Annotated in this window: 24 protein-coding genes and 1 pseudogene; 13 read left to right on the top strand and 12 right to left on the bottom strand. The window is 59.2% G+C overall.

What is annotated here, in order from left to right:
- The first annotated feature begins 76 nt into the window (after positions 1–76).
- Both ACH2ED_RS09280 and ACH2ED_RS09275 read left to right on the top strand, forming a co-directional pair.
- Positions 77–904: a tetratricopeptide repeat protein gene (locus ACH2ED_RS09280; RefSeq protein WP_395090453.1), complete on the top strand. Its 828-nt coding sequence runs from the start codon at positions 77–79 to the stop codon at positions 902–904.
- A gap of 106 nt (positions 905–1,010) precedes the next feature.
- Positions 1,011–3,005, top strand: coding sequence for a CHAT domain-containing tetratricopeptide repeat protein (locus ACH2ED_RS09275; RefSeq protein WP_395090451.1), 1,995 nt, complete (start codon positions 1,011–1,013; stop codon positions 3,003–3,005).
- A gap of 122 nt (positions 3,006–3,127) precedes the next feature.
- Here the strand turns inward: ACH2ED_RS09275 and ACH2ED_RS09270 are convergent, their stop codons facing one another.
- From ACH2ED_RS09270 to ACH2ED_RS09255, 4 genes are read right to left on the bottom strand one after another with little or no spacing between them, the layout of a single operon-like run.
- Positions 3,128–4,165 carry a PQQ-binding-like beta-propeller repeat protein gene (locus ACH2ED_RS09270; protein WP_395090449.1) on the bottom strand — a complete coding sequence of 346 codons (1,038 nt, stop codon included), beginning with the start codon at positions 4,163–4,165 and terminating at the stop codon, positions 3,128–3,130.
- Between the two features lie 40 nt (positions 4,166–4,205).
- Positions 4,206–5,303, bottom strand: a complete 1,098-nt coding sequence (locus ACH2ED_RS09265) for a Gfo/Idh/MocA family protein (protein WP_395090447.1) — start codon at positions 5,301–5,303, stop codon at positions 4,206–4,208.
- Between the two features lie 10 nt (positions 5,304–5,313).
- A complete protein-coding gene (locus tag ACH2ED_RS09260) occupies positions 5,314–6,321 on the bottom strand; it encodes an NAD(P)-dependent oxidoreductase (protein WP_395090445.1) in 1,008 nt (335 codons plus the stop codon).
- Positions 6,314–7,135 (bottom strand): PmoA family protein, encoded by an 822-nt coding sequence (locus ACH2ED_RS09255; protein ID WP_395090444.1) that lies wholly within the window; start codon positions 7,133–7,135, stop codon positions 6,314–6,316. Before ACH2ED_RS09255 ends, ACH2ED_RS09260 begins: the two co-directional genes overlap by 8 nt.
- An 82-nt stretch (positions 7,136–7,217) precedes the next feature.
- Here ACH2ED_RS09255 and ACH2ED_RS09250 point away from each other — a divergent pair.
- From ACH2ED_RS09250 to ACH2ED_RS09235, 4 genes and pseudogenes are all read left to right on the top strand, one after another.
- A pseudogene (locus ACH2ED_RS09250) lies at positions 7,218–8,612 on the top strand (DUF6785 family protein); the annotation flags it as partial.
- A gap of 1 nt (position 8,613) precedes the next feature.
- Positions 8,614–9,168, top strand: coding sequence for an OPT/YSL family transporter (locus tag ACH2ED_RS09245; protein WP_395090442.1), 555 nt, complete (start codon positions 8,614–8,616; stop codon positions 9,166–9,168).
- Positions 9,169–9,229: 61 nt separating this feature from the next.
- Positions 9,230–10,396, top strand: a complete 1,167-nt coding sequence (locus ACH2ED_RS09240; protein ID WP_395090440.1) for a DUF2157 domain-containing protein — start codon at positions 9,230–9,232, stop codon at positions 10,394–10,396.
- Positions 10,397–10,400: 4 nt separating this feature from the next.
- A complete protein-coding gene (locus ACH2ED_RS09235; RefSeq protein WP_395090438.1) occupies positions 10,401–10,943 on the top strand; it encodes a GDYXXLXY domain-containing protein in 543 nt (180 codons plus the stop codon).
- Between the two features lie 20 nt (positions 10,944–10,963).
- On the opposite strand, the gene ACH2ED_RS09230 is transcribed toward ACH2ED_RS09235, so the two are convergent.
- Positions 10,964–11,917, bottom strand: coding sequence for a hypothetical protein (locus tag ACH2ED_RS09230; protein WP_395090436.1), 954 nt, complete (start codon positions 11,915–11,917; stop codon positions 10,964–10,966).
- A gap of 391 nt (positions 11,918–12,308) precedes the next feature.
- On the opposite strand from ACH2ED_RS09230, the gene ACH2ED_RS09225 reads away from it, so the two are divergent.
- Positions 12,309–13,871: an alpha-glucosidase/alpha-galactosidase gene (locus ACH2ED_RS09225; RefSeq protein WP_395090434.1), complete on the top strand. Its 1,563-nt coding sequence runs from the start codon at positions 12,309–12,311 to the stop codon at positions 13,869–13,871.
- 69 nt (positions 13,872–13,940) lie between these two features.
- On the opposite strand, the gene ACH2ED_RS09220 is transcribed toward ACH2ED_RS09225, so the two are convergent.
- A complete protein-coding gene (locus ACH2ED_RS09220; protein ID WP_395090432.1) occupies positions 13,941–14,876 on the bottom strand; it encodes a VanW family protein in 936 nt (311 codons plus the stop codon).
- Positions 14,877–15,053: 177 nt separating this feature from the next.
- Between ACH2ED_RS09220 and ACH2ED_RS09215 the strand changes: the two genes are divergently transcribed.
- Complete coding sequence (locus tag ACH2ED_RS09215) at positions 15,054–15,371, top strand: hypothetical protein (RefSeq protein ID WP_395090430.1); 318 nt, start codon at positions 15,054–15,056, stop codon at positions 15,369–15,371.
- A 33-nt stretch (positions 15,372–15,404) separates the two neighbouring features.
- On the opposite strand, the gene ACH2ED_RS09210 is transcribed toward ACH2ED_RS09215, so the two are convergent.
- From ACH2ED_RS09210 to ACH2ED_RS09185, 6 genes are all read right to left on the bottom strand, one after another.
- Positions 15,405–15,809: a hypothetical protein gene (locus ACH2ED_RS09210; RefSeq protein WP_395090428.1), complete on the bottom strand. Its 405-nt coding sequence runs from the start codon at positions 15,807–15,809 to the stop codon at positions 15,405–15,407.
- 20 nt (positions 15,810–15,829) lie between these two features.
- Positions 15,830–16,348, bottom strand: a complete 519-nt coding sequence (locus ACH2ED_RS09205) for a DUF1269 domain-containing protein (protein ID WP_395090426.1) — start codon at positions 16,346–16,348, stop codon at positions 15,830–15,832.
- Between the two features lie 9 nt (positions 16,349–16,357).
- A complete protein-coding gene (locus ACH2ED_RS09200; RefSeq protein ID WP_395090424.1) occupies positions 16,358–16,798 on the bottom strand; it encodes a hypothetical protein in 441 nt (146 codons plus the stop codon).
- Entirely contained in the window at positions 16,795–16,953 is a 159-nt protein-coding gene (locus ACH2ED_RS09195; protein ID WP_395090423.1) for a lmo0937 family membrane protein, read from the bottom strand. Before ACH2ED_RS09195 ends, ACH2ED_RS09200 begins: the two co-directional genes overlap by 4 nt.
- A 67-nt stretch (positions 16,954–17,020) precedes the next feature.
- Positions 17,021–18,097, bottom strand: a complete 1,077-nt coding sequence (locus ACH2ED_RS09190; protein WP_395090421.1) for a stalk domain-containing protein — start codon at positions 18,095–18,097, stop codon at positions 17,021–17,023.
- On the bottom strand, positions 18,094–18,483 hold the full coding sequence (locus ACH2ED_RS09185; protein ID WP_395090419.1) for a CsbD family protein: 390 nt from the start codon (positions 18,481–18,483) through the stop codon (positions 18,094–18,096). The genes ACH2ED_RS09190 and ACH2ED_RS09185 overlap by 4 nt, the downstream gene beginning before the upstream one ends.
- A gap of 320 nt (positions 18,484–18,803) precedes the next feature.
- On the opposite strand from ACH2ED_RS09185, the gene ACH2ED_RS09180 reads away from it, so the two are divergent.
- The 5 genes from ACH2ED_RS09180 (at position 18,804) to ACH2ED_RS09160 (ending at position 23,122) form a co-directional block, all read left to right on the top strand.
- On the top strand, positions 18,804–18,947 hold the full coding sequence (locus tag ACH2ED_RS09180; RefSeq protein WP_395090417.1) for a hypothetical protein: 144 nt from the start codon (positions 18,804–18,806) through the stop codon (positions 18,945–18,947).
- Between the two features lie 141 nt (positions 18,948–19,088).
- On the top strand, positions 19,089–19,688 hold the full coding sequence (locus tag ACH2ED_RS09175; protein WP_395090415.1) for a hypothetical protein: 600 nt from the start codon (positions 19,089–19,091) through the stop codon (positions 19,686–19,688).
- 19 nt (positions 19,689–19,707) lie between these two features.
- Positions 19,708–20,844, top strand: a complete 1,137-nt coding sequence (gene murG / locus ACH2ED_RS09170; RefSeq protein WP_395090413.1) for an undecaprenyldiphospho-muramoylpentapeptide beta-N-acetylglucosaminyltransferase — start codon at positions 19,708–19,710, stop codon at positions 20,842–20,844.
- 54 nt (positions 20,845–20,898) lie between these two features.
- Complete coding sequence (locus ACH2ED_RS09165; protein ID WP_395090411.1) at positions 20,899–21,930, top strand: S1C family serine protease; 1,032 nt, start codon at positions 20,899–20,901, stop codon at positions 21,928–21,930.
- Positions 21,931–22,000: 70 nt separating this feature from the next.
- A complete protein-coding gene (locus ACH2ED_RS09160; RefSeq protein WP_395090409.1) occupies positions 22,001–23,122 on the top strand; it encodes a tetratricopeptide repeat protein in 1,122 nt (373 codons plus the stop codon).
- Positions 23,123–23,502 lie beyond the last annotated feature (380 nt).

The following is a 23,502-nucleotide window of genomic DNA, read 5'->3' as shown; positions in this document are numbered from 1 at the left end:
GCCGAAGCTCAAAGGGAACCGGGCATCCTGAGAGATGCCCGGACGTTCCAAGCGGACGCGGAGCAAGCTCCGGGGAATGTACCCGTACGCTATTCAGGAGGGTCTGGAGATTGTCCCACAGCACTCCACCATGCCCCCTCCTCTAGTGGCACGCCTTCTTCTGGAGCGAGCGGGCCTCCACTACGATTCTGGGGAGGCGACTGAGTGCGGTGCACGGGCAAATCAGGCGCGGGAGATATTCGAGCAGGTCGCCGATACGCAAGGTCTCGCGCAGGCGGAGAATCTGCAGGGGCAAGCGGCTCTGCTCCAGAAGCGATTTGTCGAGGCACGGGAGTACTTTGCCCGTGCCCAAGCTCTCTTTGAGCAGGTGCGTGACCGAATCGGGGTGGGGATTGCCCTAAATAATCTCGCACTGGCACTGCGGCGCGATAAGTCTGACCCTGCGGAGGCACTGGCGGAGCGACAACGGCTTGCGGGAGTCCACTTTGCTGCGGCGCTTGCCATTCGGCGCGACCTGGATGACCGGCGCGGGCTGGCGGAGACGCTGAACAACTTGGGGGTGCTGGCCTTTGAGAAAAGTGAGTTTGACGCGTCGTGGGCCTACTATCTGGAGTCTCTGGTTTTTGAGCGCCAGCTGGATAACCGGCGTGGGATCGGGATTGCGCTGGCTAATTTAGGCGAGGTGGCCGGGGAGCAGGAGAAGGCTCCGCTTGCTGCGCGTCTGCTTACGGTCTCGGAGAAGGTGCTCGCGGAGATTGGCTCACCGCTGACGGAGGACGTGCGTCCGATGCTAGAGGAGCAGTGCGAAAAGGCCGCCTGGAGTGCCACGGAGCTGACGCTGGCAAGCCGCCACCTGAAAGGCCGCCCGCTGGATGAGTGCTGTGAGTGGGCACTCCAGGGTTAACCTCTCCCCGGTGCGCTCATTGTACGATTGGATGGCTTCTCGTATAATCGAGCCAGAATATAGCCTGAGGTTATCGAAATGCCCCGTGTGCCCCTTGTCTCTGTCATTGCCCTCACGTCTCTTGTTGGCGCTGGCGCTACGTCTTGCAGAAGAGGCACTGGCACTCGCCAAAGAGCGCAAGGACCGATGCGGTGAGGGTGCTGCGCTGGGCCGGATGGGCGCGGCCTATGTTAGCTTGGGCCAGAACGACAAGTTTTTCGATGTCACTCCGCAGGCGCTTGCCATTGCGCGGGAGATCGGGGACAAGCGCGGGGAGACCAACGCGCTCGTTAGTATCGGCAAACTCTACTCCAACACGGGCCAGCCCGTCAAGGCGATGGAGTTCTATCAGCAGGCGTTGCCGATCGTCACAGCCACCGGAGACAAACAAGGCGAGGCACTGGCGCTCGCGAGTATCGGCGTTGTCTACAAGGGCACTGGCCACCCTGAGAAATCACTGGAGTTCTACCAACGAGCGGTTAGCCTCTATGAGGATCTACGTGCCAATCTAGGAGGCTACACGGAGGCAAAAACCGCCTTTCTGGCTTCCACGATTACAACCTACTACGCCTGCCTTAGTCTGCAACTCAAACAGGGAAAGCATCAGGACGCCTTTGCCCTCGTCCAGAAGACCAAGGCACGTTCTCTGCTGGATCTGCTTGGTTCGGGCAAAGTAGACCTCTCAAGCTCCCTTACCCCGGAGGAGAAGGCACAGGAGCAAGCACTGCGCCAGCAAGCCGACACACTCAATACTGCCATGGTGAAAGAAGGCGTCGAGAACGAGATCGGCTCCAAGAAGCGCTACGAGGCACTCAAAGAGCAGCTTAAAACTGTCGAGAGCAAGCTGCAAACCTTCACGGACACGCTCTACGCCAGACATCCTGAGCTAGCACAGAAGCGCATTGCAAAGACAACCACTGTTGCCGAGATTGCAAAGCTTCTTCCCGAAGACACTGCACTCTTGGATTTCGTGGTTGCTGCCAAAGACGATATCCGCCTCTTTGTCGTCACGAAGTCGAGCCTAGCTGTCTACCAAGTCGCCAGGAACTATGAGGCTCTGAAGGGGGATGCCACCAAGCTCCACGATGCCTGCGCCGATCCTAGAAAACCGTATCTCATCGAAGCACAGAAGTTCTACAAATCTCTACTACACCCCGCTGAAGCCCAGCTCAAAGGCAAGAAGCGGCTCATTATTTGCCCCGACGGTGCACTCTGGGACGTTCCCTTTGCCGCACTGAATAGCAAGACTGGTGGCTCTCTCGGCACGCGCTTCGAGATCGTCTACGCCTACTACTCCACCGGCGTGGAAGCTGCTCTCAAGGTTGCCACGTTGCCAAAGCCAGTGGCTAAAGGCAGTATTCTCGTCGCAGCTAACCCCGCCTTTGGTTCCTCAGATCGCTTCGGAGACTTGAAAGAAATTCCAGGACAACGTCCCATTGACAAGGCAAGTCGTCCCATTGACTCCGTCTCTCGTGGAGGCAGGGCCATCCCATCCCTTCCCGGCACTCAACGCGAAGCTGACACCCTACACAAGCTCTTTCCGATCGCCAACATCCTCACGGGAAGCAATGCCCAGGAAGCGACTGTCAAGGCACAAGCGGGCAACTACCGCTATCTCCACTTCGCCACACACGGCTTCGTCAACGATGGCTCTCCCCTTCTCTCCAGCATCGTCTTAGCAAAGCCTAACGGCACTACCGATATCCAAGAGGATGGCTTTCTAACAGCACGCGAAATCTACGGCATGACTCTGAACGCAGAGCTGGCGGTGCTCTCCGCGTGTAATACGGCACGGGGTGAGAACCGAACGGGCGAGGGTGTGATTGGCCTCACTTGGGCACTGTTCGTCGCCGGATGCCCGACGCAAGTGGTGAGCCAGTGGGCCGTGGACGATGCTTCCACGGCACTGCTCATGGGCCGTTTCTACGAGAACTTGACAGTGCGTAGGCTGGGGAAGGCGGCGGCGCTCAAAGAGGCGGAGAGCTGGCTAAAGAAGCAGAACCCGAAATACGCACATCCCTACTACTGGGCACCTTTTGTGCTCAATGGCGCGTGGAAGTGAGCCGCGACAATCTCCTTGTTATCTCGGACGTACAGTGTCTGATCTGCGAGAGTCGGCGGTGTCCAGCAGCGGCCTGTGAGCAAGGGAACACCCGGCTCTGTCTGGAGCTTGGCGGGAGTAACCTATGCTCGTGTGAGTAGGCCATCGCCCCGTAGAAAGAGCGTTGTATCGCCGACTTGCAGAAGGTTCGCATCGTTCTGACCGCGCTCTTTCCAGAGCTCCTGGCCATCGGTGAGGCGTAGCGCACTGACAAAGCCGCCGTTGTTGCAGCCGTAGACCAGCTCGCGGTTTGCTGTCCAGTTGGTGTAGAAGAACGTCGTCTTGGTGTTGACCCAAACTTCCGTGGGCGCTTGTGTGCGGCTGAGCTTGAGCAAGCGTGTCCCCAGAATCCCTTGGCCAGAGATCACGAGGCGCTGATCGGAAAGCACCAGCGGCGTCGGGACATTGGTCAGCCCCAGCTTGGGGAGTGGGTAGCTCCAGCGCGGCGCACCGTCTTTGGCCGCGACTCCTAGCAACGCATCGCGAGTAAGCTGTATGAGCTGGTCTTCGCCGTCCACGCGCACCGGCATCGAGGAAGCGTAGCTGGGCTCAGCGGGCGCGGACTTCCAGCGCACGTTGCCGTCGCGCGGCTCAAAGGCGATCAGCGAGGCTTGCTTGCCGCCGACATGCACCACAAACGCGCCGCCAGAGAGTAGCGGGCTTGCGGAGAACCCAAACTGCACGGGAGTCGCCTCGAACGCAGTCACTAAGTTGTGCTCCCAGAGCACGCGGCCCGTAGCAGCGTCGAAGCACTTGAGCAAGCCCGTGAAACCCAGCGTCAGGAGTTTGCCCTGCCAGAGTAGCGGTGTTGCCTGGGGACGAATCGGGTCACTGGTGTATGATTCTTGCTTTGGCAGCATCGCCACGGGGGTTTTCTGCTCCCAGCGCGTCTTGCCCGTCGCCGCATCCAGCGCCACCACCACCTCGACTCCCGCCTCGCGCTTGGGCGAAATATCTGTCGAGTAGAGGGTAAAGAGTGACTTGCCATCGCCGACAATCCCCGATGTCCCCTCCCCGAGTGCTCGTCGCCACTTCACCGTGAGAGCTGCTTGCTTAGGAAGTGTCTGCTCGACCGAAAAATCCCGATTCGGGCCAGCGTACTGGAGCCAGTCTTTTGCCATAGCTCACTCAATGGGAGAAAGGCGACTTGGGTTCCCGATATCACGCGAAGTTCGGGAGGAAGATGCGCTCGCCGCCGCGCAGGGCACTCTCGTGAGCGCAGATTCCGGTGGCGGTGTAGTTGGCGGACTGAATCGCGTTGGGGAACGGCTCGCGCTCTTCAATAATCGAACGGACGAACTCATGGGCCAGGTGTGGGTGCGAGCCGCCGTGGCCACTGCCTTGCTTGAACGAGAGATGGGTGTTCTCGGACAAGTCATAAACACCCTGCGTGGTGAACTTCTGGATGCCCTCGGGGAGCCGGTGGGCGTAGTCGGGGACTTTGACGCGCTCGGGGATCTCGCCGTGGTGGAGAAAGCAGTCCTCGTGCTCAATCGGGGTCCACTCCCACGATATCTGTGAGCCGTAGACATCAAACGACTCTCGGTACTGCCGCGCCGTATTAAACAGCGAGCGCGTGACTTCCGCGATCACGTCGGAGTCTTTGAGCTTTAGAGTCGCTGTCTCGACCGCAAACGGGCTGCCGTAGTTGATCGCCAGCGCCGTGTCAATGCGTCCGGAGCCATGGCAGACCACGGACTCACAGAGGGTCTGGGCGAGCGCGAGAAGCGGGCTAACACAGTGTGTGGCGTAGTGCATGGGGGGCAGTCCCTCCCAGTAGCCCGGCCAGCCGCCCATCTCCTGCTGGTGCGAGCCGCGCAGGAACTGAAGTCGCCCCATCTTGCCGCTTCGGAGTAGCTCCTCGACAAAGAAGAACTCGCGGGCAAAGACCACGGTCTCCATCATCATGTAGTTCTTCTGTGACTCACGCTGCGCCGCGACAATCGCACGGAGCGCCTCCAGGTTCGTTGCCATCGGAACCGTACAGGCGCAGTGCTTCCCCGCTTCCAGTGCCGCCAGCGACATCGCCGCATGATCGGGGATCGGGGAGTTGATATGAACTGCGTCAATTTCCGGGTCTTGGATCAGCTCACGCCAGTCGGTGTAGCGCTTTGCAATCCCAAAGGCATCACCGAGCGCGTTCAGGCTCTCCGGGTTACGCTGGCAGATCGCGACGACTTCGGCATCGGGGTGACTCTGGTAGATCGGCAAAAACTCAGCCCCAAAGCCAAGCCCGATCAGCCCTATTTTTACTCTCATGTTTCTGACCTTAGGGAAGAAATTGCTCCGCAAGCAGGTTGGCGTACTGCTCGTTGGCGTGGATCGTGCGCCCCGCGTTATGGGGCGTGTGGACAACATTGTCGCGGCCTAGCAGCGGGTCGTCGAGGGGCAGCGGCTCGATATCGAAGACATCGGCGGCCAGCGAGAGCTCGCCCGCAAGCACACGGCGGCGGACGGCACCCATATCGCAGATATTGGCGCGTGTGACGAGCACGACCAGGCAGCCTTTGGGGAGCGCGTCAATATGGGCCGCCGTGACAATTCCCGTGGTTTTTTCAGTCAGAGGAACCATCGGAGCGAAGATCTCGGCATCAGTGACCAGACGGTCTAGGTGCCGCTCACGGCGTGAACCGGCGCGATGGAAGCACGGCTCGGTGGCAAACGGATCCCAGGCGGCGACATCGGCTCCCATGAACTGACAGAAGCTGGCATAGCGGCTGGCGATATTGCCCGCTCCCACAATCCGAACGCGCTTTCCCGCGATTGTCCCGCTGGTAAAGGCCGGGTTGTCGCCGAACTGATGGCAGCGTGTGCCCGGAAGCGGAAGCCCACCCGCCGGGTTGTAGTCCCAGGGCGTGAGATCCGTCAGAATCCGGTGGTGGAGCTGCGGGATACGGCGCAGGCCACAGAGCGTCAGGGCGAGGCCGAACTCCGAGACACTCTCGCCCCAGAAGCCCTCGCTGGTATGGCTGTAGAGCCGCACGCCCCGCGCCGTCAGCACTTCTCGCGTTTCCTGAGTGGTCTTTCCCCCAAGATGGGCTTCGCACAACCCGACAAACGCCGCCTCGCACGCCGGGCCAAACGGGACACTCAGCAACACCAGCCGCGTCACCGACGTGGCATCCGCGCCTAAAATCTCCGAGGCGGAGCGCCGGTCGTCGTGGGTGAGCCGCTCAAAGCGTACGGGGCCTTGCGCGGCCCAGAGGCTGTGAAAGTGGTCGGCGGCAAACGACCACCCGTTCTCGAAGTCAGGATGAACCAGAATGACACTACTCATGAGCAAAGTCTCTCCAAGTGGATTCAATGAGATCAAGCTCTGGCGCACCGACAAAGCTCATCAGCCGGTAGCGGTTCAGCGACAAATTTCCGGCGGCGAGCTGCCAGCTTCCGGCAATGCACCGGCTGGGAGCGATCCCAAGCTGACCGTCCACGCGCCAAGGCACCGGGTGCTCGGGATTTGCTGGGTGATCGAGCATCGCGACTCCCGCGGGGCCGTTTTCGCGGTCAGGCAGTGCCATCGCAATTGCAACCCAACGAGCGCGCTGCTGATCCGCGGTGCTGGAGTTGGTGTAGCCCTCGCTTGTTAAGACAACGCCATTGGCCTCGGGTCGCCAGGGCATGCGCACAAAAAGCCCACCGTAGGCGTACTTTCCAAAAGTGAGCGCGACCGTGGCGGTCAGCGTCCAGTCGAGGTCGAGCTGTGTTGTGCTACCCTTATCAGTCAGCCGGTAGGCTTGCGTCTCGGTGAGAAGCGGCTTGCCGTCGGGATCGCGCCACTCGGTGACGACCTCCCAGGTTGCCGTGTTTCCTTCGATCGTTGCGGGAGTAAGGGGCGCGGGATGGAACGTGCCGTCGGTCTTGCCCTCTGTCCAGAAGCCGACACCGTTGACATCATTGAGACCCACATAGAGCCCGTGCTGCCACGGGTGGTGCGGCGGTGCGTTCTCGGTGAGTGTCCCGGCTCCGTCGGGGGCTTGCCAGGGGTGAATAAAGGGGCGCTGGTTCTCGGGCGCGTTCTGTACGAGAAGCGGCGCTTGCTCGCCCTCTCGCCGCAAGACGAGCCGCCTTGGGTCGTGGTTTTGTTGTAGCATTATTGTGTTGGCATTGTACCCACGATTGACAGAGTAAGCCTCCTTGACGTACGATTCTCTTGAAGGGAGGCATGTCGTAATAATGAGGTTTCCCGTGCGCGGGCGCGCTCTAGCACTTGGCCTGATACTGGTGCCCCTACACTGCTGGTGGGCCATTCGCACGGAGATATTCACGGGTGGCTCCGAGCTCATCGAGGCGTCGCTACTGCCGCTTGCCGTCTTTACGTTCTTTCTTCTTGTCGCGGCCAACAGTCTCCTGGTGCGCTTTATCCCGCGCCTTGCCCTCTCCCGGGCCGAGCTACTCGTGGTCTACGTGATGCAGACCGTCTCGCTGGGCGTGGCCGGGCTGGGGCAGATGCAGTTCCTCAATCAGGCGCTGGTCGGGGTCTACCGCCCGTCGCCGACAGCAAGCGAGTGGGCTAGCTACCTGCCCTTCGTCCCCCGCTGGTGGGTGCCCGATCCCGCCGTCGTCCCGGAGTACCTACAGGGAAATAGCACGCTTTTTACCGCAGAGCATCTCCGTGGTTGGGCGCTACCCGTCCTCGTCTGGACACTCTTTATCGCCCTGATGCTCTTTTGCTTCCTCTGTGTCAACACCCTCTTTCGGCGGCGCTGGGTCGAGAGCGAGCGGCTGTCCTTCCCCCTGATGCAGATCCCGCTGGAGCTGACACAGGAGCGCGTCGCCGGGTCGCTGCTTCGTGATCGCAGCTTCTGGATCGCGTTTCTCCTGGTGTGCATCTTTCGCAGTATCAGCGCAATGCACCGTGTCGAGCCCAGCTTTCCCGAGCCGCCGCTCTTTGGCCCCAAGGGCCAGCTCATAGATATCGGGCAGTTCTTCACCCAGCCTCCCTGGAACGCCGTGGAGTACTTTCGCATCGGGTTCCATCCCATGGTGATTGGGATCGTCTACTTTTTGCCGCTGGAGATCTCGTTTAGCCAGTGGTTCTTCTATCTGGTGGTCAAGGCGGAGACTGTCGCTGCCGCCGCGCTGGGATTTCGGGGGAGCGCCAATCTCGCCGTCGCGGAGATCCCCAATACCGGCGAGCAGGGAGCGGGGGCGTTTCTGGCGCTGGCGGTCTTTACGATCTGGAGCGCGCGGACGCATCTAAAAGAAGTGCTGGCAAAGGCATTTGGGGAGCGCACGGAGCTACGCGACGACGACGAACCGCTCTCTTACCGCACGGCGGTGATTGGCTTTAGTGTCTCGTTTTTAGGGCTGGTTTTGTTTGTGACGCTCGGGGGGATTCCCTGGAGTCTTGCGGTTTTGTTCTTTGCGCTCTATCTCCTGATGATCCTCACCATCACGCGGCTCAGAGCGGAGGCGGGGCCGATTCTGAACTACGGGCCGGACATGAATCCCCACCGGATGCTGATTCTGCTGCCCGGAACCCGCACCTGGGACACGCAGTCGCTCACGACGTTTTCCTACCTCCAGTGGTTTGACTCCGACTACCGGACGGTCGCCATGCCGTCGCAGAATGGAGGCTTTCAAGATGGCGGAGGTGACACGGATCTCCCCACGCCACCTCACTGCCTGGCTCTTTATCGCCTCGGTGCTTGCCGTGTTGGCCGCTTTCGTCTCCGTCTTGGCGCTGTACTACCGCTACGGTGCCCTCACCCCACAGGGAGATAACGGCTGGCGCAGCTACAACGGCTATGTCCCGTTTCGCCTGCTCGACAGCTACCTGAAAAACCCGCGTCCCCCGGATCTGCCGCGATTGGGCTGGCTCTCGGGCGGCTTTGCGCTCACGACACTTTTAATCCAGGCACGGGCACGCCTTCCCTGGTGGCCCCTGCACCCCACGGGATTCGTTTTGGCGCACGCGGGATACTCGCTGCCCTGGGTATGGTTCCCCGTTTTCCTGGGATGGCTGGTCAAGGCGCTGATCCTACGCTACGGCCAGATGAAGCTCTACCGTAGCGCGATCCCATTTTTCGTCGGCTTGATCCTGGGCGATATCTGCATTGCCTGCCTCTGGTCACTTCTGGGTGTCTTGCTCGACACGCAGATGTACATGTTTTTTCCTGGATGAAACAATGAAAACTGAGACGAAAGCCTCACGCAGAATTTCTGGCTTTCCGTTACAGTAAGCCATGAAAGAATCCGAGTTCGTTAGGCGGCTCCGGCAGGAAGTGGAGCACTGGCACGACGAGGGCCTTGTGGACGCCAGCCTCGCCGAGCGCTTGCTGGCGCGCTACGACGGCCAGGACGGCCCGGCACGGAGCAAGATTGCAGTGACGCTCTCGTTTTTGGGAGCGCTGCTGATCGGGATTGGGATGATTGTGTTTGTGGCATCCAACTGGGACGTGATCCCCGGGGCGGCAAAGCTGGGTGGCTTGCTAGCAGCCATGGTGCTCTCGTACTGGGGCGGGTTTCGGCTACGCTATGTCGGCGAGAGCTACCACGGGACGGGCAATGCGCTCCTCTTTCTGGGCGTCTTGCTCTACGGCGCGAATCTCTTTTTGGTGGCGCAGGCCATGCACATCAATGCTGAGGCACCATCGCTGCTGGTGCTCTGGGCAATTGGTGTGCTCCCACTGGGCTGGCTCTTGGAGTCGCGTGCCATGCTCACCCTCGGGCTGCTGCTGCTCACGCTTGCGCTGGGCTGGGAGGCAGCGTTCTGGTGCGAGGGGCCAGGAGGATTCAGCGCGGCCTTTCTGCTCTGGGGCGTGCTTCTTGTCGCGCTGGGCCGGCTCGTCCCCCGCCTCACGGGTCTTGCGGAAGGGCTGGGGGGGTTTGTGCTCTTAACCGTTCTCACCGTTCTCGCAGACTTTGGACTCTCGCCACATAACTATCCGGAGGCAGAGTGGGCATTTCTTCCACCCGGCGGCCAGCTTCGGCTGGTGCTTTTGGGAGCCGTAACACTGGCAACCACCCTCGCGCTTCTCTTTCGGCGTGGACAAGAGCCGCTGGAGCGTGCCGAGGGACTCGGACTACTGGCGCTGACACTGCTGGCGGGGGGCTTGCTCGTTGGCGGTGGCCTCGACGAAGCCCTGCTACGAACGGTCTTTAATATTCTCCTGCTCTTAGTAACTCTCGCAGTACTCTGGCTTGGCTACGAGCGCCGGGAGCCGGGCTGGGTGCAGTTGGCCCTCGGGTTCTTTGCCCTGGAGGTGCTGAGCCGCTATGTTGAGCTGCTCTGGGCGCGCCTGCCGATGGAGGTTTTCTTCCTCAGTGCGGGCGTCGTGCTTCTGGGCGGCGGGGTCGCGCTGGAGCGGGTGCGGCGCACGCTGCTGAAAAAACTGGCGGAGAGGGAGTGAGAAAATGCTGAGTTTTCCAAGACGGTTCGCGCTGATTGTCCTGCTCCAGCTTGTGCTGGTGCTGGGGATGCTGGGCTCAAAACAGCTCACGCTTCGCACAGGGCAGTCGGTTCTGCTCAAGGTCGAGCCCATTGATCCCGTGGATTTTTTTCGCGGTGAGTATGTTGTTCTGGGCTACAGTATCTCCGAAGTGCAGAGTAGCTGGCTGGCGGGGCCGCCCCTACAGAAAGGCGAGACAGTCTACATGGCCCTCGCGCGCAGTGGGCGCTTTGTGGAGCGCACGGAAGTCTCCCGCACGCCCCCCAAAGACGCGTTTGCCTTCCTGAAAGGCACGGTCATCAGCGCCGACAAGAACCACTGCCGTGTGGAGTACGGCATCGAGAGCTGGTTTGTCCCACGCGGCAAAGGCCCCGAACTAGAGCGCGAAGGCCGCCGCAAAGACCGCCAGCTTATCGCCGAGATCGCCGTGGATGGCAGTGGTCACGCCGTTCTACGTGCTGTCACCGTGGAGCCAAAGCGCCCTATCGAGGCTATTTCCACTCGGTAGCCTTGTGTCGTTCGGTTTGGTTACCGATGAACGCTCTGGATATGAGAAGGCTCTTTTGGCGTGAGATAGCGCTCTAGCTCATCGTGAGCGGAGGCGGCGTTTTGGGACTCTTTGGCGACGCTCCGGGCGGACTCGGAGAGAGCGGTGAGGGCGCTGGCATCGAGCGTGCCGGTTTGCTGCGCGGCAATGGCATCGCGCAAGGCGGCGATCTTGGCGATAATCTCATCCCGGAGCACGGCGGCGCGACGACCGACGAGCGCGGATTTTTCCTGGCTCTCTGCCCGCTGCTCAAAGGAGTCGGCCTGGCGCGTGAACGACTGGGAGATCACAGGATCGGTCTCGTTAGCAGCGCGCTCTTGAAGCTCCCGTGCCTGGCTCCGAAGCACGGTTGTGTCTTGCGGCTGGATCACCACAGCGGGAAGCGCCTCAATCGCATCTCCCAGCGCCGAGAGCGCCTCACGCACTTTCTCCGAAGTTGGCTCATTTGCCTCGACGAGAACGGCATCGCGCACAAGCTGGAGATAGGACTTTGCCAGCTCGTCCTGGCTACGGCCAATCATGTCCTCGACTTCTTTGGGGGAGAGGGCGGCGTGCGCCTTTCGAAAGACAAACTCAGCAATGGGACCATGGGCAAGAAACCATAGTGTGGTTGTGCCCGCGCCAAAGACAGAAAATCCCAGTGCCGCGTTGCGCAGGGACGCCCCCACGACAATGGCAGGAAGCGCAACAAAGATGCCCCCGATAAACATCATCACTGCCGCAACTCCCTTGGTGCCTACCGCCGACGCTGGTGCGGCCAGTGCGGCTTGCTCCTGGGTGAGATCCATTCCCTGCGCCCAGTAGCTTCCTAGCTTCCCCAACTGTGGCTTCGGGATCGGCTCGTCCACCTGCGGCTCCCCGAAACCCTTGGCGGAGCGACGCCGCACCAGCTCGATATGATAGCGGCTACTCAGGTTCTGCGGAAAGATCTCCATAGGGTATTATAGCCGCTCAATACGGGCAGCAACTACTTCTCGTTTACCCTCACCGCATGTAAGGTACCCGCAACACGGGCATGTGAATCCGACACTGCCGATCATCGGCGGACTGGTTCAGAAGGAACACCGGGTTGATCTGATTGTGTACGACTCCATGAGACGGAGATTCCCTTTAACAATTTTAGCGGGCTTGGCCTGCGAGAGCATATGGCGCACTGGGTGGAGAAAGTCGCCCCGTGGCTAGAGAAACAACGATGACCTTGACGCGGAGAGCTGGCTACGAAGCAAGAATCCCAAGTACGCGCATCCCTACTATTGGGCTCCCTTTGTCCTCAACGGCGCGTGGAAATAGGTTGCATTGCAGACTGCTCTGAGGTTAAAATAACCCATGCCCCTTAAAGTTGCCATGATCGGAGCCGGAAGTATCGGCTTCACCCGTCGCCTGATGGCCGACCTGCTCACCGTCCCCGAGTTCGCGGAGATGCACTTTGCGTTTCATGACCTCAATGCCCAGAACCTGGACATGGTCAAGCAGCTCGCCGAGCGCGATATTAAAGGCAATAACCTGCCCGCCACCATCAGCACCTCGACCGACCGCCGGACTTCTTTGGAGGGCGCGGACTATGTTCTGAGCACCGTGCGCATCGGCGGCCTCGGCGCCTTCGCCGACGACATTGACATTCCGCTGGAGTACGGCATTGACCAGTGTGTGGGCGACACTCTCTGCGCGGGCGGCATCATGTACGGCCAGCGCGGGGTTGCGGCGACCCTGGACTTCTGCAAGGACATTAAAGAAGTCGCCAAGCCCGGCGCACTCTTTCTCAACTACGCCAACCCGATGGCGATGCTCACCTGGGCCGCGAACCACTACGGCGGCGTGAATACGGTGGGTTTGTGCCACGGTGTCCAGGGCGCACAGCACCAGATCGCCTCGTGTGTTGAACAGTGGGCCAAGCGTGAGGACATGCTCACCGAGGGTGAGAAAGTTCATCGCAAGGATATTGACTTTGTATTTTCGGGCATCAACCATCAGACTTGGTGCGTGCGAGCCGTCTGGCGTGGCATTGATCTGATCCCAATGCTCTATGATTTGTTTATGGGCCACGACAGATACCCAGAGACGGAGAAAGTGCGCCTCGATGTCCTCAAGCGCTTTGGCTACTACTCCACCGAGAGCAACGGGCACTTAAGCGAGTATCTCCCGTGGTACCGCAAGCGCCTCGACGAAGTGACCAAGTGGATTGATCTCTCTAGCTGGATCAACGGCGAGACCGGCGGCTATCTGCGCGTCTGCACCGAGGGCCGCAACTGGTTTGAGACCGACTTCCCCAACTGGCTGGCGCAAGACCCACCACAGTTCATCCCCGAGAAGCGCAGTGAAGAACACGGCAGCTACATTATCGAGTCTCTGGAGACAGGCCGCGTCTACCGTGGGCACTTCAACGTGGTCAACAACGGCGCGATCCCCAATCTCGCCGCCGATGCGATTGTGGAAGTGCCGGGCTACGTGGATCGCAACGGCATCAATATCCCCATTGTCGGCGACTTGCCGCTTGCCTGCGCCGCGACTTGTGCCGCTTCGATCAATGTGCAACGTATGTCGGTTCAAGCCGCGCTCACCGGCGACCGCCAGCTCCTCAAGCAAGCGATGCTCCACGACCCGCTCACCGGAGCCGTCTGTGACCCCGAGGAGATCTGGCAGATGACCGATCAGATGCTGGTCGCGCAGGCCGAGTGGCTCCCGCAGTACCAGAAAAGCGGCGCGATTGCCGCCGCGAAGGCCGAGCTAGAAGTACAGACCACCAACGGGACACGCGTGCATCGCATGGTCGGCTTCAAGGGCACGGCGCGGCTGCACACCAAAACCGTAGAAGAAATGGCCGCCGCCAAAGACGAAGCCCGCAAGAATGCCCAAGCCGCCGATAAAGGTAAGATGACGACCAACGCGTAGCATCTCCTAGAGCCGCTGCTCAGTGGACTACACACGGGAGCTAATCGTAGAAACCCAGGCTGGAAATCCTCAGGCTTTGGGTTTCCAGCGGTACGTGTGTCGTAGCAGACGCTCTTTCTGTACGACTTTGCCATTCACCTTGATGGTGCGGTAGAGCTCCGCGTCAATGTGGCCGGAGCCACGGTGCACTACGCGCGGCGTGAGGGTGACGTCACGGCCCGGCTGTAGCATCCCCCAGAGCGTCGCCTGGAGTGTCCGTCCCACAAACGAGTAGCCAATATAGACAGGCGCACCCGTGCTGTTGGTGAACTTCAAGTCCTTGTCACCATAGGCCACCGTAGCATCCCGTCCCAGCGGCAGGTAGCTCACCGGGCGCGAGTGCGGGTTGACTTCCTCCATGTGTAGCCCGGCGAGCGCGGCGGCATTGAAAAGCGTCCCGGTGACCTGCGAGACACCGCCGCCCACACCAGGAACTTTCTGGGCATCTACAAATACCGTCGCCGTCCGGTAGCCACGCGCCTGTGTGCGCTTACCAACAACATCATTCAGCGAGAAAGTCTCCCCTGGAGAGAGCAGCGTGCCATCAATGCTCTGGGTGGCAAGTGCGATATTGAGGTTGCGCTTGGCATGAGCACTTGTCTGCGTGGTGAAACGAGCCAGAACACCAGTAACTCCCTTTAGTTTTTCCACGGTGAGCTCAGGCGGTGTTTTGTTCAGTACCACGGTAAAGCGCGTCACTTTCGGGTCTTGCGCCACGGTCTCAATCAGGCGCTGTGCGGTCTCAGGGATATTGAGCGCTCTTGCATAAGTCCCAGGGACGAGCATCACCGTCTTATCCGAGGCAAGCTCCGGATGTGCTCCACTAGCTTCCTGCTTGAAAATCGGCGCGAGGCGCTGGAGTGCCGCCTTGAGCTTCGCCGGATCGTCCGTGAAGACCAGAGGAGCACTCCTGAGGCCACCGGTAAGTGTCAGCGACTGGGCATGCGCTACAAGAGCGGGAATCATGTAGAAAATCATAGTATTGCTCTCAATAGTCAAACGCACGGAACCTGGTTCCCTTTTTGGGATACGATTCCTATGCGTGAGGGGAAGAGGAACATAGACGTGGTCGTCCTAGCGAGTGGCACGCGAAATAGTAGGAACCTGAGTCTGGGAATCTGCCTAGGAGAGACGAGACAAAATATGAACGACAACGCAGCAACCCTTAACTTCAGCGCTCCCTTGAACATGGAAGCCACCTCTCGGATAACCATCGCAATTACTTTTATGGACGGTAGCCAAGTCGCTTTTGTGGGGAATGAAGATAGCAATGCCTTCCTGACAAGCGATCATCGCCTCCTGGAAACGAGAACCTCGACGGTTCTGATGCTTGAGGTGGAGGGGAGTCTGGTTATCTACCCCTGGACTTCGATTCGCTCGGTCGAGATCAACCCTTGCCCCAGCAACAACTCGTCGCACGTACAAAGTGGGCTGCGAAGAGCTTCCTCTCACGCGAAATAGGCACGTGTCAGCCCTATGGAGTAATGCGTTGCGTTACCGATTTCCATCGCCCGGTTCTGGAGTGGGTTGTGGCTCTGGCGTAGGCGCTTCGGGGAGTGGCGTAGGCTCTTTCACGGGGGGAGGAACGACAACCTTGACATTGACGGTGGGTGGCTTCACGACGATGGTCGGAGCGGGAGCCGCAACTGTCGTCTTTTCGGTTGTTTTGTCTATGCGGGTAAAGGTGTTATTACTCGGGGGCGGCTGGTTGTTAGGCTGCCCCCACGTGACATAGCCGATAACCGCAAGAACCGCAACGGCGACAAGAATGAGCATCAGCGTGGTGCTAAAGGTTGCTGTTGCCGTGGCGTTTTCTTCACGAGCTTCCGCTACACTTGCCCGCGATCTCGCTTCCGAGGCGGCATTTTCAGCCTGTTGTCTTCTCTCATTGTCTGTCATTTTATTTTCCTTTTAGGGAGCTACGTTGCACCCAACGTGGCTTGCAGCAGCGCTGCCTTATTTTTGGGAAGCGATGTTCTTAGTAACGTCCCACCAAAGTCACTGAGCGCCGTCAGAAGTGGCTCGGATGCTGCATCGGCGATCCAGATGAAGATGGCAGAACTGTCTATCTGCATCTGTGCGGGTAAGTTGCGTAAGAAGTCATGGTTGGTGTTGTCAAAGATAGTCACAGAGCCAGCGGAGTCTGCCAATGTCCCTGTGCTTGCTCCGATCATACCTCCCAAAACGGGATTTAAGAAAAGCGTCCCAACCATCATTCCCCAGAAGCCATTATTTACCGCTGCTCCCGCGTGTTCCGCACTTGCGGGCGAAATCTCCAACGGGTATTGGTGAAGCTTGATCTCACCGGCTTCGTCTTTTGTGACAAAGCAGATATCTTCCATCGCTAGACGATGGTCTGCCTGGAGCTGGCTCAGAAGCGTGCGAACCTCTTCAGCTCGATTCCGGTCGGGATAGGTAATGGCGATTAAGTCACTCATAGTGAACCTTTATTTTTTATCAACCGTAATCTTGAGATCCGCCATTGCATCCGTGCCTTTAGTGGGATGCCCTAGAACTTTGATGGTGAAGCTGCCCAGGGCGGCTGTGGCAGATGCCTGCACGGTGAACTTTGCCTCGGTCTCGCTGTGCTTGAGAAGAGGCTCACTTGGCTCAAGGGTAATGCCCTTGGGAAGATCCGAGAACTTTAGCGTTACGTCTTCATCGAAGTTCTTACCGCGCTTGATACCAATGGCGACGGACTTTGTTTCTCCTTGTTTGAGAACCGTCGCCAGCAGAGGAATACCGAGATTGAACGTGTCGTTATCCTGCCCAATCATGGGCTCACGAACCGCGGGATCGGTTGCGCCGGGGCCGCCGGGACTACCTTGGTTACAGCCCGTCAGTGCTCCCAGAGCGACTAATGCGAGGAGAGAAAAAGAGAGTTTCATAGGGTTGCCTTGCCTTTTGTAATGAAGTTGTAGATCAGGATGATTACCATCACGACCAGTATTGTGTGAATGAGGGGGCCACCAAAACTGGTGACTACTCCAAACAACCAGAAGATAAACAGAACCGAGATCACGGTCCAGAGCAGATTACTCATTGGTTTTTCCTAGATCACCGTACTCGGTGATTCCTTACTTTATTCTTTCGTGGCTCAGCGGCGGCGCTTAGCGTTGGCGTTTCGTGGTCAGGATCGCGGTGCGGCTGTCGGCATCCCAGACCGTGGTGCCGCCGGTGACGATATTGAGAAACTGTAGGGGAGCGTAGACCGTGGCGTCGCGTAGCTCACAGGCAACCGGGAGCAAGTAGCGCCGACCGTTCATCACTGCGACACGGCTGTTGATGTCCATGCGCAGTGCGCTGTTGCACGCCGTCAGTAGGTGACTGGATCGGTTGTAGCTGTAGGTAAAATTCGCTGCCTGAGACACCGAATCCAGAGGCATCATGACCTGGCCACTACGCATAAACGGCTTTGCTGACCAAAAAACAACTTCCTGTCCATCTATGAGCATGCCAATATCTTGGTAGTTCTTGTTGTAGGTTTCGTTGTTGGAATAACGATCATCGCTGATAGTCTGGACAGAGGCTTTTTCGGAGCGGTGTGAGTCGCCCATCGCCTGGTTGGACTGAAATGTCAGGCCACGATCCAGGCGAATCCCAAACTCGGTGCCGGATTTCAGGTTGACATCGCCGGTCTTGGGCTTGTTGGCAAACTCATTGAAGAGATAGCCCGCCCCAGCACCCAAGATCGTGCTCACAAGCGCATCTTTCTTGGCCAGTGCCCCGATCAGCAGTCCGCTGCCTGCACCAATCCCAATAAACTTATTACGCTCTGCGTTTTTGTCGCCCGTTGCGGTAAGCCGCCCGTCCGACGAAGTTGTGGTCTTGCCGTTTAGCGCGATCAGGGAGCCTGAGATGGGGCGGCTCTGTCCGCCTGGGGTTACCATGCGGCGAAAATCGAGATCGAGAACGCCCGGTTTGCCGTTCTCGAAGCGCTGAACCTCACGGATCACGCCCTCGATTCGGGTACCCTGTGGCATTCCCGCGTCCTCGTCGCCGTAGCGCACGGTCGCGGAGAACCGATCCCCGGTGTGGGCCGTTCGGCTACTCAGGTCTTTATCGAGGAGGACGGGAATCACCGCGCCGGAGTCGAGGCTGACCTGCCGGGTCTGGGCGTGGGCTTGTGTGGTGGAGAGAGCAAGCGGCGCGATCAGTGCGCTCGCCAGTAATATCGTCGTTTTCATAGAATTATCTTCTTTGCCGCTTCTGCGGCTTGGTTGAGAGCTTCCGCTGCCTTATCTAGGGCTTCTTGGGTCTCTTCCTTAAGCTCACCAAGTGTGTGTTGCGCCTTCCCATCGGCCTGGTGGACAATCCCACGTGCTTGGGTCTCGCGGTTGCCCATCAGCTCACCAACACGCTCCTCAACCTTACCTAGCATCTCTTTGGCTGTTCCGCTGACTTTGTCTGTGGTTCCGGCCCCAATCGTATTGTCCAGAGCAGACTCAAGCTTTTCTTTGAGGGAGGTGTGCGGCTGCTCATCGGCGTGTTTGACGATCTCACGGGCCTGGGCTTCGCGGCTCTTCGTTGCTTCGGTTGAGTCTTTGGGGATCTCGGTTACTGTTTCGTTCATGATTTTCTTCCTGATTCGCTATTTTTTCTGCAGAGAGAGGGGGCATTTCGACGATTATCGTGAAACTCTCACGAGTGGGAGAGAGTGTGTGAGGCTTTTTTTCCATCTTGGTACTTGTTGCATAATCGTGTGATAGTTATCGAGGGTATTACCCTTTGCGATAGGATTAAGAATCAACGTATCGTGTGTTCTTTTTCCATTACATTCTCATAGTCAACATTAGGCGGATGGTTCCCTGATATTCAAAAAGGTATTACCTGATCGAGCAGGAGCTTCCCCTTCTGCGGGAGGAAGGTCGCCTCACCGTAGACATGGTGTTCGTGGACGACCAGAAGGCGATGCGGACGTGGCTGATGGACTACGACACTTGGCTGACAACGAGCAAGACCGACGAGGTTCGTGCCATCGCTGAGGTGTTCAAGACCAAGCGCATCGTCGAGCAGATTCAGCCCGATGCCCCGTGAGCTAGAAATGTAGCCCGTGTCCACCGTCGCGCCGCCAAGCTGATCCACCAGGAGCACAACCCAGCCCTCCTCCAACGCCCCCGGCGGCTCTTGCTCAGAAAATGAGGTTAGAATTCACCAACAGGTGGTATCATGGCGTGCGTGATTGGGCAGGAACCAGAGGGAATCTATGAAAAGCGCTGGGCAATGTTTCGCATTCGCCCGAGCGACTTGCTGAATCTGCTTCAGTTCATGGCCCGCCGCGATGTGGATATGAAGGCCGAGCCTCTTCCCCCGGATGTCCGCACCGCCGATGCCTTCTACGATAGCGAGCAGGAGCAGTGCGTCCTCGTGCTGGAGAGCGCCTTCTACACCCCCGTTCAAGCAAGGCTCTCTCAAGGGCGCTGGAGTGGGGGATGGGACGAGATTATCTTCGCCCTCAACGACGATGTACCACCACCCGTACGACCGCGTACCCTCCCGCCGGATGTGCGCTGGGAGGCATATTTCATTCCCCCAGAGCGCCTCATCCAGCTCCTCCAGACCATTGCCAGTGGCGAGAGCTACAATCTTCATCTTCCCCCACTGCCCCCCGACACTCAGGTCATGGATGCTTTCTACGATAGCGAGCGCGCTGCCTTTGTGCTCTTTCTAGAGAGCAGCTTCTTTGACAAGGCCAATGTGGAGAGCGAGGGAGGACATACCCATATCGGGATGCCCGAGCGGCACGTGAACCTGACACGGGGCGAGAAACCGACGTGAAAGTAGTGTTAATTTGAGAGTGTTAGTAACAGGCGGCGGAACGGGCGGCCATGTGAGCCCCGCCTTAGCCGTGATCCAGGTTCTTCGCAACCGAGACCATGGAATCGTGATTCGCTATGTCGGCAGTGAGACTGGGATCGAGGCGCGGCTGGCCCGGGAGGCGGGCCTGGAGTTTGTCGGAGTGGCGAGCGGGAAGCTGCGCCGCTCGTCGAGAGGACCACTGGGACTCCTGACAGGGGCGAACCTGCGCGATGCGTTTAAAGTGCCACAGAGCTTTTTCCAGGCACTTAAGGCCGTCAAGGAGTTCAAGCCCGATGTGGTTCTAGCGACGGGTGGCTATGTCTCGGTTCCCGCCGTCTTGGCCGCCGCCACACTCCGCATTCCGATTCTCACCCATGAGCAGACTGTCACGGTGGGACTGGCCAATAAGATCAACGGACGCTATGCCAAGCGCATCGCCTTAAGCTTCGCTGGAGCGCTGGAGGAGCTACCGCCGGATTTGCGCAAGAAGGCCTTTGTGACCGGCAACCCCGTGCGTGAGGTGATTTTTGCAGGCCAGGCGGAGAGTGCCGTCCGCCGCTTTGGCTTCGATCCAGTGGACGAGTGCCTGCCCTGTGTCTATGTCACGGGTGGTGCGCAGGGCTCCCAGATCCTCAATAGTGCTATCAAAGCGGCGCTACCCACACTGCTTCAGCAGGCACGGGTGCTCCACCAGTGCGGCGAGCACGATGCCGCCGCGCTTCGAGCGCACCACAAAACCCTCCCCGTGCAGCTCCAGCACCGCTGGGTCGTGCGGCCTTTCATCCAGTCCGACGAGCTTGGGGATGCCTATGCGCTCGCCAATCTTCTTGTCAGCCGCTCCGGCGCGGGCACGGTCACGGAGGCGTGTGCGCTCGGCAAGCCAGCCATCTTTGTCCCCCTAGTTCCTGCCAGTGGCGATGAGCAGACCCGCAATGCCCAGCGGCTCGTGGACGCGGGCGCGGCGCAGATCGTCAAGCAGAGCGAGTGCTCCGGTGAGAGCCTGCTGGCCGCGATTCTTCCTCTGCTGGATGCCCCCTCACGCCGGGCCGCTATGGGCAGCAAGGCCAAGAAGCTCGCCACTCCGCGTGCTGCCGAAGACCTTGCGGATGCCCTACTGGCCCTCGTAAAAAAATAGTCCCCAAACAAGCCGTGCGGAACAAGCGGGGGAGTTTTATTCGTATAGAGGAGCATGAAAGAGTTTACAAAAAAAATAATGGTACTGGGTGTCTGCTCACTCGGATTGGGTGCCGGTTTTGGAGCGGGGCTAGGCTGGACGGGTAGCAAGGCGGTCTTCGCACCACCCGTGCAGGCGCAAAGTTCGGCACCCAAAAGCAGCGACGAACAGAATGTGATCCGGGTGGTCAAGTCTGTTTCCCCGGCGGTAGTTCTTATCAAAACGGAGAGCGGACTGGGTACCGGTGTCGTGATTGATGGCAAGCAAGGACTGATCCTCACCAATGCCCATGTTGTTGGGCGGAGCGCCCAGGTCGGGGTGCGCCTCAAGAGTGGACAGCAGCTCATGGGTAGAGTGCTGAGAGCCTCCCGCGAGATAGATATCGCCGTGGTGAAAGTCTCGTCCCCCACCCCCCTGCCTGCCGCCCCCCTGGCCGACTCGGATCGCCTGGAGGTGGGCCAGACCGCGATTGCGATCGGCAACCCCCTCGGGTTGGAGCAGAGCGTCACCACTGGGATCGTCTCCGCTGTCAACCGCAGGCTCAGCGAGCGTCAGGAACAAGGCTTCATCCAAACCGATGCCGCCATCAACCCGGGCAACTCCGGCGGGCCGCTCCTCGACTCCCAGGGTCGGGTGATCGGCATCAATACCGCCGTGCTCCGTGCCGAGGGCGCCGAGGGGCTCGGTCTGGCCATACCCATCACCGTCGCACAGGACTACGCCCGCAAGATTATTGCAGGAGCACAGGTACAGCGAACCTATCTGGGCATCCAGTATGTCGGCATCAATGAACAACTCGCTCGCACCTACCAGCTCCCGGTCTCGCGGGGGGTTCTCATTGCGGGTCTCGACCCAGCCGGCCCAGCAGCGCAAGCGGGATTGAAGCCCGGCGACATCCTGACCCAGCTCAACGGCACCCCACTCAACACGGAACTTGACTTCCAGCGCCTGCTCCGTAATAAGAAACCGGGGGAGACTCTGAGCTTCACGGTAAAGCGTGAGGGCAGCTCACGGACAGTGAAAGCACGTCTCGCCGAGGCCCGCTAGAAAAAACCTGGTAATTCCGGGGTATTTTCTAGCCCCAGAGCTGCCAAAGATAAAACCTGGAGGAACTTCAATGCAGGTTCGTAATGGTTTTATTGTGGTGGCGGCTCTGGGCTTGATCAGTGGCTCGACTGCCCTTCCGGTACATGCAAGCAATCATTCAGACAAATCCATGACAGCCAAGACAGCGGCAGATGCCTACGCCGCCGCCTGGAATCTCTGGAACAAGGGCGAGGGTGCCAAGACGGAAGAGCTTCTCAAGAAGCAAGCCGAGCAGTTCCCCCAGGATGCAGCTCTTGGTCTTTTTCTGGCCGCCAGTGTCGCCAGCCACTCCCCCAACTCTCAGTCAGATGCCTATTTCTCCCGCGTCGTCGAGCTGGGTGCCAAGGCCACAAACCCGGCTCCTGAGTCGCTGGTGGCTCAGTATTTCCTGCACCTGAGCGATCCAGACAGTGCCAACGAAGCTTTCGCAAACCTCGCGGAGCTGGCAAAGACTAGCAGCAAGAGCCCCGTAGTTCTCTGGCTCTATGCCCAGGCAGCAGAGCGCATGGAGAAGCCCGAGCTTGCGGAAGGAGCGTTCAGCGCCCTTCTTAAGAAAGCGAAAAATGCCCCCGCCGTTGTCCGGCAAGGCTACGCCGACTCGCTAGAGGCACAAGGCAAGCACTTCCCTGCACTGGAGCACCGCCTCAAAATCGCCGCGCAGGAATCCACTCCCTGGGCCCTGCACGCACTGAGCGCGAACCTCAGGTCGCTGGCACGCTACAGTGAGGCCGCCCGGGTGGCATCGCTCTCCACCAGTCAGTTTCCTGGTGCTCCCCAGGGCTGGCACGACCTTGGGATCGCAGCCACCGCCTTGCACCGTCCGGAGCTGGCCGCACGAGGCTACAGTAAGGCCGCACAAGTGGCCCAGACCTCCTCGGATACGTTCGACCACAGCGCCAACCTCCTCGCCTGGGCATCGTGTCTGGAGTCGCAGAAGCGGCGCAGAAGTACCGTCAGCTCGCTGCCTTCCAGGGTGCCAGCGCGGAGCAAGTGCGCACTGCCAACCTGCGCGCCCGCGCCGCAGAGCTCGCCGGTGACGGCATCAACTAACCGATTTCTGAAGGAGTTACTGTCTCATCCAGAGCGGGCCGAGAGATTATCTCGGCCCACTTTGTTCTCAATTCGTCAGAGACAGACAACTAGTCCCTACTAGTTAGTTGTGGGGCAAGACTGCGAGGTGTTCCACTCGGGTGGTGCATTACCATACTGTGGGCCGGAGCATTTACATCCAAACATGCACCGCCTAAAACATTCATCCCGGGCTGGGCCTGCCGCATATTGCTGACATGTAGCCGGTGCATCACAACAGGTAGCACACCCTTCAAAATCATATAGTACCACTGCACCCAAACATAAAAATTCATCCGGTGGTGGCACTGTTTGAAATGCCTTCACCGTAACTGCTCAGGTCTTGCCTGAGTGCCTATCTTACAATATACTCCCAGCCAAGAATGAACCGAGAGGAATTTGACAGACTTACCCGAGAAGATCCCGATGCCATCTGGAAGATCATCGCGGATCTCGCGGCACAAG

The organism is Armatimonas sp., from assembly GCF_043757465.1.
Classification (GTDB): Bacteria; Armatimonadota; Armatimonadia; order Armatimonadales; family Armatimonadaceae; genus Armatimonas.
This window is presented reverse-complemented; position numbering and strand designations above follow the sequence as displayed.